The following is an 11,811-nucleotide window of genomic DNA, read 5'->3' as shown; positions in this document are numbered from 1 at the left end:
ACCACCCCTTCACATCCGGAAGACGCCGTAGCCGGCGGGTTCGGCGGCGGGCGCGTTGCCGACCGCGGACAGGCATATCCCGAGCACGGTCCTGGTGTCCCGGGGGTCGATCACGCCGTCGTCGTAGAGCCTGCCGGACAGGAAGAACGGCAACGACTCGGCCTCGATCTGCGCCTCCACCATCTGCCGCATCGCCACGTCGGCCTCCTCGTCGTAGGCCTGGCCGCGCGCCTCCGCGGCGGCCCGGCCCACGATCGACAGGACGCCGGCCAGCTGCGCCGGGCCCATGACGGCCGACTTGGCGCTCGGCCACGAGAACAGGAACCGGGGATCGTAGGCCCGCCCGCACATCCCGTAGTTGCCCGCGCCGTAGGAGGCCCCCATGACGATCGTGATGTGCGGCACGGTCGAGTTGGACACAGCGTTGATCATCATCGCGCCCTGCTTGATGATGCCGCCCTGCTCGTAGTCCTTGCCGACCATGTAGCCCGTCGTGTTCTGCAGGAACACCAGAGGGGTGCGCGACTGGTTCGCGAGCTGGATGAACTGCGCCGCCTTCTCGGCCTCCTCGCCGAACAGGACCCCGCGCGCGTTGGCGAGGATCCCGACCGGGTGCCCGTGCACCGACGCCCACCCGGTCACCAGGCTCGCGCCGTAGAGCGGCTTGAACTCGTCGAAGTCGCTGCCGTCCACCACCCGGGCGATGACCTCGCGCGGGTCGAAGGGGATCTTCAGATCCTCAGGGACGATCCCCAGCAACTCGTCCTCGTCGAGGAGGGGCTCCGTCGCGGGGCCGGGGGGCCGTCCGGCTTTGTGCCAGTCGAGCCGCCTGACGATCCGGCGGCCCAGGCGGAGGGCGTCGTGCTCGTCGGCCGCGAGATAGTCGGCCAGGCCTGAGGTCCGCGCGTGCATCTCCGCGCCGCCGAGCGACTCGTCGTCGGACTCCTCGCCGGTCGCCATCTTCACCAGGGGCGGCCCGCCCAGGAAGACCTTGGCCTGCTCCCTGACCATGACGACGTAGTCGCTCATGCCGGGGACGTACGCCCCGCCGGCCGTGGAGTTGCCGAAGACCAGCGCGATGGTGGGGATCCCGGCCGCCGACAGCCTGGTCAGATCACGAAATATCCGGCCGCCGGGGATGAAGATCTCCTTCTGCGTCGGAAGGTCGGCTCCCCCCGACTCCACCAGGTTGACGAACGGCATGCGGTTCTGCAGCGCGATGTCCGCGGCCCGCAGGGTCTTGCGGAGGGTCCACGGATTGGACGAGCCGCCCCGGACGGTCGGGTCGTTGGCGGTGATCACGCACTCGACGCCCTCGATGACGCCGATCCCGGTCACCACGCTCGCGCCCACGGGGAAGTCGGTGCCCCAGGCAGCGAGGGGGGACAACTCCAGGAACGGGGAGTCGGGGTCGACGAGCAACTCGATCCGCTCACGCGCGAGCAGCTTGCCCCGCCCCCTGTGGCGCTCGACGTACTTCGGCCCGCCGCCGGCCACCGCCTTGGCGTGCTCGGCGTCCAGGTCGGCGAGCTTGGCCAGCATGGCCTCGCGGCGGGAGCCGTACTCGGGGCCGGAGGGGTCCAGCCGGCTGCTGACGACGGTCATCGGGGGACCTGCCCCTCCTCGAGTCGGATCGCTCTGGTCCACAACGTCGTCAACATGTCCACCGCCGTCTTCTCGTCACACGATTCCCCGAGATCCAGCCACACGTGGGCGAAGTGCTCGACCATCCCGCCCAGCATGACGGCCGTCAGCCGCGGGTCGAGCGCGGGGTCGGCCAGCCCCTCCTCCTGGAGGCGCCGCAGGCCCTCCGCGCCGCGCCGCACGAACATCTCGCGCAGTTCCAGCAGCAGGTCGCGGAAGCTCTCGTCGGCCATCGCGGCCTGCTCCAGCATGCGCATCAGGCGCGAGTTGCCCGCCCACGCCCGCAGATAGAGCCGGTTGGCGGCCTCGACCCTGGCGTACGGATCGTCGGGGACGGCCGGGCCGACGACGCTCGCCGCGAACATCTCGCCGACGACCGCCTCCGCGACCTCGCGGAACAGGGCTTCCTTCGAACCGAAGTAGGTGTAGAAGGTGCCGTGCGAGACGCCCGCCCGCGTGCACACGTCGTCCACCCGCACGTTGTCGTACGGATGCTCCTCGAACGCCTCACGTCCCGCCCGGACCAGGGCCGTGCGCGTACGGCGGCCCCGCCCGGTGATCGGCGGCTCGGACTTGACGATCACGTCAGGTACCTTACCCGGGATTGGACCGATTCAGATGGCCTTTCCCGGATTGAGGATGTTGAGCGGGTCGAACACCTGCTTGATCCCCAGGTGGAGTTCGGCGGCGACGGGCCCGATCTCCAGACCGAGCCATCGGCGCTTGATCAGGCCCACGCCGTGCTCGCCCGTCAGCGTCCCGCCCAGGTCGAGAGCCGCACGGAAGATCTCGTCGGCCGCCGTCCAGACCTCCGGCGGGGGCTCCGCCAGGCCTCGGTCGAAGATGAACACGGGGTGCAGGTTGCCGTCCCCGGCGTGCGCCACCGTCGCGATGGTCACGCCGTGCCTCTTCGCGGCGTCCTCCACCGTGGAGATCATCTCGGGGAGTCGCGAGCGGGGCACGCACACGTCCTCGACGAGGCACTGCCCGAGGCGCTCCTTGGCCTCGTAGGCGAGCCGCCGGAGGCCGACCAGTTCCGCCGCCTCCTCGGGCGTCGACGCCTCCGCGACGAACGAGGCGGAATCGCACAGGGCGGCCATCTCGTCCGGCGAGCCCTCGGCCTGGGCGATGAGCATGGCCCGCGTCGTGGGCTCCAGGCCGATGTTCTTCCAGGCGTCGATGGCCTCCAGGGTGGTCCTGTCCATCAGTTCCAGCATCGAGGGCCGGCACCCGGCCGCGATGATCGCCGAGACGGCGGAGGCGGCGTCCCGCAACGAGGTGAACTCGGCGGCGACGGTGGCGACCTGGAGGGGGAGACGCCGCAGTCGCAGGGTGGCCGCGGTGATCACGCCGAGCGTGCCCTCCGAGCCGACGAACAGGCCCGTCAGGTCGTATCCGGTCACGCCCTTCACCGTCCGCCGCCCGGTGTCGAGCACTCTGCCGTCCGCGAGGACGACCTCCAGTCCCAGCGTCGAGTCGCGGGTCACGCCGTACTTCACACAGCGCAGGCCGCCCGCGTTCGTGGCCAGGTTGCCGCCGATCGTGGAGATCTCGTACGAAGACGGGTCGGGCGCGTACATCAGCCCGTGCTCCCGGGCGGCCCGATCGAGGTCGGCGGTGATCACACCGGGTTCGACGACCGCGATCTCGTCCGCCGGGGACAGTTCGCGGATCTCCGTCATCCTGGCCAGCGACAGGACGAGGCATCCGTCGACGGCGGTCGCCCCGCCGGCGAGGCCGCTTCCCGCCCCGCGCGGCACCACGGGCACGCGGTGCTCACTCGCCCAGCGCAGCGTGGCGACCACGTCGTCACGCGTCTGCGCGAGGACGACGCCGAGCGCCTTTCCCGGTGGGGCGAACGTCCGGTCCCTCGCGTACGACTCGGTGACGTCCGGGTCGGTCAGCACCCGTCCCTCAGGCAGCGCGGCGACGAGGCCGGTTACGGGCGTGGCGTTGAGGTCCTTCACATCTGGACTGTACGGCCGGTCCGCAAAACGGCGGTAACGCGCATTTCGCGAAAGATCACGGTTTGACAACCTTCGGTGAAGGCTCTTTACCCTTATTTACCTTCTCTTTATGGTCCGTCCAGTGCGCCTATCCGGCGTGCCCTGAACGGCGTCCGGAGAACCCCGGGCGGGAAAGGGATCTTGTTGTCCAAGAGATTTCGGCGCTTAGCCGCCATCGTTCCTGCGCTGGGGCTTGCGGCCGCGGGCCTTGCCACCACCGGAGCGGCCCAGTCCACCGCCTCGTACCAGCCGTCGGCCAAGGATCACTACATCAACTACGCGCCTCCGCGCGTACAGGGCGACGTCACCACGATCGACGAGAGGGTGCCGTCCAAGACCGCCAAGCGGACCGGCCAGACGGCGACGGAGATCGACCACAAGTTCGCCATGGGCAACCCGGTGGCCGCGCGCGTGCTGGCCAAGCACGAGAAGCAGGCGCTGCGGACCGGGAAGAACCCCTTCGACTTCATCTACAAGAAGGCGAAGACGACCAAGAAGGCCGAACTCCTCACGCTGCTCGTCGAGTTCAACGACAAGGCGAACGACGACTTCTCCGGATGGTCGCATCCGAAGACGATCGACGACGTCAACGACTGTGTGACCGAGCCCGCGGGCACCAAGCTCAACGGGCCGTTGCACAACAAGATCGAGAACCCTGCCACCGCGGCCGGCGGCGGCAAGGACAACAACTCGATGTGGGTCTCCGACTTCAACACGGCCCACTACAACGACATGCTCTACACGTCCAAGGGGATCACCAAGCGGGTCCGCCCCGACTTGACCGACCCCAGGGACGGCAAGAAGGGCATCGACATCGCCGGCTCCACGATGAAGAACATGTACGAGGAGCTGTCGAAGGGCGCCTACACGGTCACCGGCCAGGCGGTCGGCTGGATCAAGGTCCCGCACTCCGAGGCCTGGTACGGCGCGGGCCAGTGCGGCACCTTCCCGCAGGACATGGCCGGCCACCCCGACAACCCGCGCGGAGCCGCCCAGCTCCCCATCGACGCGGTGAACGCGCTGGCCGCGCAGAACCCGTCGTTCAACTGGGCGGACTACGACAAGGAAGACGTCTCCGACGCCGACGGTGACGGCAACTTCGACGAGCCCGACGGCGTGATCGACCACCTGGTGCTCATCCACGCCGGTGAGGACAAGTCCGGCGGCGGCGGCGCCGAGGGCACGTTCTCCCTCTGGGCGCACTCCAGCGACGTGACCGGCGGCTACACCGTGCCCGGCACGAGCGTGAAGATCTCCAACTACATCCTCCAGCCGGAGGACGCGGGCGTCGGCGTGTTCGCCCACGAGTACGGCCACGACCTGGGCCTGCCCGACCTCTACGACACCTCGGGCACGGGCGACTCCGACATCGACTTCTGGGACCTCATGTCCAGCGGCTCGCACTCCGGGCCGATCTTCCAGTCGCTGCCGACGCACATGGGCATCTGGGACAAGTGGGTGCTCGGCTGGGCCAACCCGAAGATCATCAACCCGGGTGACAAGACGAGCCTCCAGGTGGTCGGCCAGACCTCCCGGACGCCGAAGGGCACAGAGGACGGTCTGCGGATCAACCTCCCGGACAAGCACGTCGTCATGTCCACCCCGCACAGCGGGTCGAACCTGTGGTGGTCCAACAGTGACCAGAGCTGGGCGGACACCCGCCTGACCCGCACGCTGAGCGTGCCCGCCGGCACCGACGAGAAGTTCCGCTGGTGGACCGACTACGGCATCGAGCAGGACTGGGACTACGGCTTCTTCGAGGTCTCCGCCGACGGCGGCACGACCTGGACGGAGCAGAAGGTCTACCACCAGGACGGCACCCTCGCCTCCACCGGCGACGACTACACCGACCCGAACCACCGCCTGGTCGACTACGGCGGCAAGAAGTACGGCATCACCGGTGAGAGCGGCGGCTGGACCCAGCTCTACGCCGACCTCGCCCCGTACGCCGGCAAGACCGTGCAGGTCCGCCTGCGCTACGCCACGGACGCGGCGGCCGAGGAGCGCGGCTGGTTCAACGACGACTTCTCGCTCACCAACGGCGCGGCGACGGTGTGGAGCGACGACGTCGAGGGCGGTGCCAACGGGTGGACCGCCACCACGGGCACCTTCACCGACTCCACGGGCGCCGGGTTCGTGATCCACTCCGGCCAGCTCGAATCCGCCCAGTACTACCTGGCGGAGTGGCGGAACCTCGACGGCTTCGACAAGGGCCTGTCGTACGCCTACGACACCACCTACCAGCGCGACGGCGCCTGGAAGGTCGAGAAGATCAAGTACAACGCGCCCGGCCTGCTGGTCTGGTACCGCGACGCGTCCCGTGCGAACAACAACGTGGTGGACTCCTCCTTCGACCTGCCGTCGGTGGGACCGAAGGGTGAGCTGCTCCTCGTGGACTCGCACTTCGAGCCGCTCCGCCGTACCGGCGCGGCGGCCACGATCGACACGTCCGCGCTGAAGAACCTGCCCTCGCGGCCGCAGTCCTCCAACGCGGCGTTCAACTTCGACGGGACCTACCCGTTCAAGGAGTGCATCGAGGGCGCGCCGTTCACGCAGTACTGCACCTCGTACGGCAAGCTGCCCGCGGTGAAGACGTTCACCGACGCCAAGGGCTGGTACCCCGGCATCGAGGTGCGGGACGGCTCGCTGTTCTACCGGATGCGCGACGCCTCCACGGTCGTGCCGTCCAAGGACAACCAGCCGTACACCACCCGGGTCGTCAACCCCGACGGGTCTCCGGCGACGGACTACTACGGCGCGGACATCGGCAGCATCCTCGGCTCCGGAAACCCCGGTGACGAGGGCAAGCAGCTCGGCGTCCAGATCAAGCTGGTCAGCCCGCTGCCCGCCGACCTCGGTGCGATCGTCCAGGTCACGCCGCCGAAGAAGTAACAGCGAAGAAGTAACAGGTCCGAGAACAGAAGCACCAGCGTCACGCGTGCCCGGCGGCCCTCGCCGCCGGGCACGCTCCCTGTGCGGCACCCTCCGAATCTGCCTACGATGTGATCATGCGGAGCAAGGCGGACCACACGGCGGCCATCCACGAGCACCGGCGGGCCGCACTGGTGGTGAACACCAGGTCCAGAAGAGGCCGGCGCCACTACGCCGAGGTCTTACGGCTCATCGAAGCCGCGAACTTCCAGCTGACCGGCGTGCATCCGATCACGGACCCCTCCCGTCTCCGTGACATCGTCGAGCGCGCGCTGTCCGGCAATCCCGACCTGCTGATCGCCGGCGGTGGCGACGGCACGCTGAGCAGCACGATCAGGCACGTGGCCGGCAGGGACGTCGCCCTGGGCGCCCTCCCTCTCGGCACGACCAACAACTTCGCCCGCAGCCTCGGTCTGCCGCTCGACCTCCCGGGAGCGGTACGCGTCCTGACCGAGGGCAAGGTGGCCGACATCGACCTCGGCCTGTGCGGCGACCGGCCGTTCGCGAACCTCGCCAGCTTCGGCGTCTCCGTCGAGGTCGCCGGGACCGTCCGGCCCTGGCTCAAGCGCATCATGGGCCGGTCCGCCTATCCGCTGACCGCGATGCGGATCCTCCCCGGGCACCAGCCGTTCCGCGCCTACATCACCGCGGACGGCAGGCGGCACGAACTGCTCACCCACCAGCTCAACATCGCCAACGGCCGCTTCCACGGCGGCTGGCAGATCGCCAGGGACGCCGGGATCGACAACCGCACGCTCGTCGCCTACCAGCTCGGGTCAGGCAAGCGGCTGCGGCTGATCGGCGAGACCCTCGTGCGGGCCACCACCGGCCGGTGGCGCAGTCTCGCCGGCGGCCCGTTCGTCACCGGCAGCGAGATCCTCGTGGAGACCGATCCGCCGATGGCCGCCGACATCGACGGCGAGGTGCGGCTGCGCACGCCCCTGGTGATCAAGACGATCCCGAACGGCGTCAGGGTGATGGTTCCCCGGGACTTCGTGGATCGCTGAGCCGCCGGTAGGCCGGGCGCAGCAGGTCGGTGATGGGAATGTGCCGCGTCTTGACCGGAGGCGGGTCGAGCGTGCGGAGCAGGATGTCCGCGGGAGCGGAGGCCCGCGACGGCTGGTGTCGCAACCGGGCCAGCGAGGTGCCGGGCTCGTAGAAGGCGCTCAGCCGCTCGGCGAACGGCACGTCGTCCGTGACCTCCCTGAGGTCGTCGAGCAGCGACTCCTTCGGCATGCCGCGCCAGGCCAGCACCAGGAACGGGTCGTCGTCGAACCGCTCGGCGAGCAGATAGAGCACCGCCGACAGGTGCTTGCAGGGGAAGCCCCAGTCCGGGCAGGAGCACTCCATCTCCAGGCCCCGCTCGTCCGGGAACAGCGGCATGCCGCAGTCGCCGAACACGTCCTCGATCTCCGGCGGCATCTCCCCGGCGAGCAGTTTGGCCCGGTACAGCGCGCGTGAGGCGAGGGCCTCGGTCAGGACCTCCCACTCGCCGTCCCCGTAGGCCGTGATCCGGACGTCCACGTCGTACGGCACGGGCCGCGACCCCTGCACGCGCGCTCCGACGTGGCCCGGCGCGATGCCGAGTTCGAGCACCCGGCCGGACCGTGCGTAGGAGCGCCCCCGGCTGAGCCGCCCCTTGTCGCAGATGGTCTCCAGGATGTCGATGAACCGCCGCGACCACCAACGCTCGCCCATGGTCCCGCGCCTGGACCGGGCTCGCAGGCCCTCCTGCGGCTGCTCGGACTGTGCCTGCTCGGGCGAATCCATCAGCTCACCGCCTCCGGGGACAGGCGGAACAGCTCCCGCAGCTCCTCGGTCGACAGGTTCGCGATCCAGTCCTCGCCCGCGCCGACGACGCTCTCGGCCAGGGCCTTCTTGCGCTCGATCATCTCGTCGATCCGCTCCTCCAGCGTTCCCACGCAGATGAACTTCCTGACCTGGACGTTCTTGGTCTGCCCGATGCGGAACGCCCGGTCGGTGGCCTGGTCCTCCACGGCGGGGTTCCACCAGCGGTCGACATGGACGACGTGGTTGGCCGCGGTCAGGTTCAGCCCGGTGCCCGCCGCCTTGAGCGACAGCAGGAAGACCATGGGCTCGTCGTCCTCCTGGAACCGCTCGACGAGCGCGTCGCGCCGCCCCTTCGGCAGCCCGCCGTGCAGCCAGAGCACCGGCCGGTCCAGATGCGCCGCCAGGTACGGCTGGAGCAGCGTGCCGAACTCGGCGTACTGGGTGAAGACCAGGGCCTTGTCGCCTTCGGCGACGATCTCCTCGGCCAGCTCCTCCAGCCGGGCGAGCTTTCCCGAACGGCCGGCCAGCCGGGATCCGTCCTTGAGCAGGTGGGCGGGATGGTTGCAGACCTGTTTGAGCTTGGTCATCGTGGCCAGGACGTTCCCCCGGCGCTCGATTCCCTCGGAGCCGGTGATCTTGCCCATCATGTCCTCGACGACCGCCTGGTAGAGGGTCGCCTGCTCGGGCGTGAGCGTGCACCAGATCTTCATCTCGAGCTTGTCCGGCAGGTCGGAGATGATCGTCTTGTCGGTCTTGAGACGGCGCAACACGAACGGCCCGGTGGCCCGCCGGAGGGCGGCCGTCGCGGCCTCGTCGCCATGCCGTTCGATCGGCTCCTGGTAGCGGCTCCGGAACGCCGCGGCCGACCCGAGCAGGCCCGGGTTGCAGAACTCCATGATCGACCAGAGCTCCGCCAGGTGGTTCTCGACCGGCGTTCCGGTCAGCGCCAGCCGCGTCCTTGCGGGCAGGGACCGTACGGCCTGGGCCTGCCTGGCGGCGCTGTTCTTGATGGCCTGGGCCTCGTCGCAGACGATCCTGCCCCAGGTGAGCCCGGCGAGCATCCCCCGGTCACGCAGCGCCGTGCCGTACGTCGTCAGGACCAGATCGGCCCGGCCGACCCGCTCGGCTAGCTCCTCCTCGCGCGACCGGGACGAGCCGTGGTGGAGGTAGACCTCGAGGGAGGGGGCGAACCTCGCCGCCTCCTTCTGCCAGTTGCTCAGCAGGGACATCGGGCAGACCAACAGCGTCGGCTCGGGCTCGGCGCCGCCGGCCCGCTCCTCCAGCAGCAGGGACAGCGTCTGGGCGGTCTTGCCGAGCCCCATGTCGTCGGCGAGGACCGCCCCGAGCCCGACGCCGGACATGAAGGCGAGCCAGGACAGGCCGCGTTCCTGGTAGGGACGCAGGCTGCCGTGGAAGTCCGCGGGGGTGGCGACCGGGGTCAGGCGGCGGTCGGCCTCGCCGGACAGCAGATCGCCGAGCAGGCCGTCGGCGTCCACGACCATGGGCAGGTCGTCCTCGCCCCCGTGGACGACCTCCCGGATCACCTCCGCGACCGTCATCTCGCCGGAACGGCGCCGCTCGACCGCTCTGAGGGCGGCGCCTAGCTGGCGGTCGTCGAGCTCGACCCAGCGCCCTCTCACACGGACCAGCGGCACCTTCAGCCGGGCGAGCTCGGCGAGCTGCTCCTCGGTGATCGTCTCGTCGCCGATGGCCAGATCGACCCGGAAGTCCACGAGCTGGTGGAGGCCGAAGCCCTGATCCGAGGCCGCCCCTGGCCCGGATCGCTGAGACCTGGTGGTCATCTTGAGGCCCAGGCGCGACTTCCCGGCCCAGGCGGGCAGCTGGACACCGAATCCCGCCGCCTGGAGGAGGGGAGCGGCGTGGCGGAGGAAGTAGAAGGCGCCCGCCATGTCGAGCAGGACCCCTGACGGGCGCGTTCCGCCGAGGGCCTCGTCGATCTTGGGATAGAGGCGGGCGGCCCTGCCGAGGCCCGCGAGCAGCGTCTCCTCGGGGCGTCCGACGAGGCCCGGTACGGTCTCGCCCGCCCATAGGAGCTCGGCGGGCAGGTAAAGGCTCGGGTCGTCCGAGCCCTGGAGGGCGAACTCGACCTGCCAGGGTCCGCCGTCCTCGGTCGCGGGCGGTTCTGTCGCGGGCGGTTCGGTTGTGGGGGGTTCGGTCAGGGGCTCTGCCGGTTCCGTGAGCCGGAAGCACACGCGGAAGGGGCCGTCCGCCCGCTGGGCCTGGTTCAGCCACGCCTGGAGTGGCCGGGACAGTTGCTCGGCCTGGAGTGCGGTCACGCCGGGCAGGGCGGCGTCGTCGCCGGTGAGCGCGACGATCCAGCGGTCCGCCAGCGGGCTTCGCGTCCCCGGGCGATGCCCCCCGAGGAGGCGCTCGGGAAGGGCCTGCCGTACGGCGGAGTCGGCGAGCCCGGCGAAGGCCTCGCCGAGCACATGGGCGGAGGGCCACTCGTCGCCGGCGGCCCGGCAGACCGGAGGCATCGCGGCCGCCAGTTCCCTGAAGCGCACCCCGTCGGCCCCGGTCAGCACCGGCCGCCAGCGTGCCGCGTAGCCGTCCCCCTCGGTGACGAGCTGCGGCAGGATCCGGCCGCGGCGGACCATGTCGCGGACGTTCGCGGCGACCACCGCGAGGTAGCGCAGCGAGGCGCCGGGAATCGGCGCGCCGTCGAGCGACTCGCCCGGTTCGTACGCGGCGGCGGGAAGCTGGGCGATCTCGTCGACCGCGTCGAGCAGATCGAGCGCGGCGGCCGGCTCGACCAGCAGCGCGGGCACGCGCCACGGGGTGATCCTGGGCTGGCGGGTGCCGACGCTCAGGCCGGACTCGGGGGAGGGGAGCGGGCTCCTGGCGGAGCTCGGCAGCAGCATCGTCAGCTCGGCGGTGGTCGCTTTGGCGCACACCGCCGCCGTGACGTCACCCCAGAGCGGCAGCTCGGTGAAAAGCCCGTCCGCGGCGGCGGCGAAGGGATGTGCACGCGCGGCCGTACGTGAGGTGCTGGCCGGTGGTTCGACGGTCTCAGCCTGCCGTGCCTGTGTTGCGTGTGGCGCTGTCTTGGGGGACTGAGCCTTGAGGGGCGGCGTGGGAGACTGCGCGTTGAGGGGCGGTGTCTCGGGTGGCTGCGTATTGAGGGATGACGGCTTGGGGGTCTTGGCGGGTGCTGTCCCGCCCGATGTGTCCTCCGCCCAGAGCGCCAGCCTGCCGCCGATCCATGTTCCGTGGACCACCAGCACCGTCGCTGCCTCCCTCCGCCATCCGAAACCGTAGCAGCGGTCGATGCCTGCAACGACCGAGCCGCGAGTGACCGGTGCGTGGCCGCCGCGCAGCCCCCGCATGGCCGTTGCTGAGCCGCTGCCTGGACGCCGATACGGGCGACTCGACCAATTCCGACAATTAACTGCTTTTGTGCCAAGAGCTTATGCATTAT

General features: G+C 70.0%; 7 protein-coding genes. 2 read left to right on the top strand and 5 right to left on the bottom strand.

Features of this window, described 5'->3' with window-relative positions; genetic code table 11:
- Positions 1–9: 9 nt before the first annotated feature.
- The 3 genes from Pmi06nite_RS03270 to Pmi06nite_RS03260 are packed head-to-tail and all read right to left on the bottom strand — an operon-like array spanning position 10 to position 3,611.
- Positions 10–1,605 carry an acyl-CoA carboxylase subunit beta gene (locus Pmi06nite_RS03270; RefSeq protein WP_203951315.1) on the bottom strand — a complete coding sequence of 532 codons (1,596 nt, stop codon included), beginning with the start codon at positions 1,603–1,605 and terminating at the stop codon, positions 10–12.
- Positions 1,602–2,228 (bottom strand): TetR/AcrR family transcriptional regulator, encoded by a 627-nt coding sequence (locus tag Pmi06nite_RS03265; protein WP_203951314.1) that lies wholly within the window; start codon positions 2,226–2,228, stop codon positions 1,602–1,604. The genes Pmi06nite_RS03270 and Pmi06nite_RS03265 overlap by 4 nt, the downstream gene beginning before the upstream one ends.
- Positions 2,229–2,258: 30 nt before the next feature.
- Positions 2,259–3,611, bottom strand: a complete 1,353-nt coding sequence (locus Pmi06nite_RS03260; RefSeq protein ID WP_203951313.1) for an FAD-binding oxidoreductase — start codon at positions 3,609–3,611, stop codon at positions 2,259–2,261.
- A gap of 183 nt (positions 3,612–3,794) precedes the next feature.
- Here Pmi06nite_RS03260 and Pmi06nite_RS03255 point away from each other — a divergent pair, with 183 nt between their 5' ends.
- Complete coding sequence (locus Pmi06nite_RS03255) at positions 3,795–6,542, top strand: immune inhibitor A domain-containing protein (RefSeq protein ID WP_239113567.1); 2,748 nt, start codon at positions 3,795–3,797, stop codon at positions 6,540–6,542.
- A 116-nt stretch (positions 6,543–6,658) separates the two neighbouring features.
- The gene (locus Pmi06nite_RS03250; RefSeq protein ID WP_203951312.1) at positions 6,659–7,588 is read left to right on the top strand and encodes a diacylglycerol/lipid kinase family protein; all 930 of its coding nucleotides are present in this window, start codon (positions 6,659–6,661) and stop codon (positions 7,586–7,588) included.
- On the opposite strand, the gene Pmi06nite_RS03245 is transcribed toward Pmi06nite_RS03250, so the two are convergent.
- Together Pmi06nite_RS03245 and Pmi06nite_RS03240 are read right to left on the bottom strand one after the other, a co-directional pair.
- A complete protein-coding gene (locus Pmi06nite_RS03245) occupies positions 7,551–8,351 on the bottom strand; it encodes an SWIM zinc finger family protein (protein WP_203951311.1) in 801 nt (266 codons plus the stop codon). The genes Pmi06nite_RS03250 and Pmi06nite_RS03245 overlap by 38 nt on opposite strands.
- Positions 8,351–11,617, bottom strand: coding sequence for a DEAD/DEAH box helicase (locus Pmi06nite_RS03240; RefSeq protein WP_239113565.1), 3,267 nt, complete (start codon positions 11,615–11,617; stop codon positions 8,351–8,353). Before Pmi06nite_RS03240 ends, Pmi06nite_RS03245 begins: the two co-directional genes overlap by 1 nt.
- Between the last annotated feature and the right edge of the window lie 194 nt (positions 11,618–11,811).

Source organism: Planotetraspora mira (assembly GCF_016863275.1).
Lineage (GTDB): Bacteria > Actinomycetota > Actinomycetes > Streptosporangiales > Streptosporangiaceae > Planotetraspora > Planotetraspora mira.
This window is presented reverse-complemented; position numbering and strand designations above follow the sequence as displayed.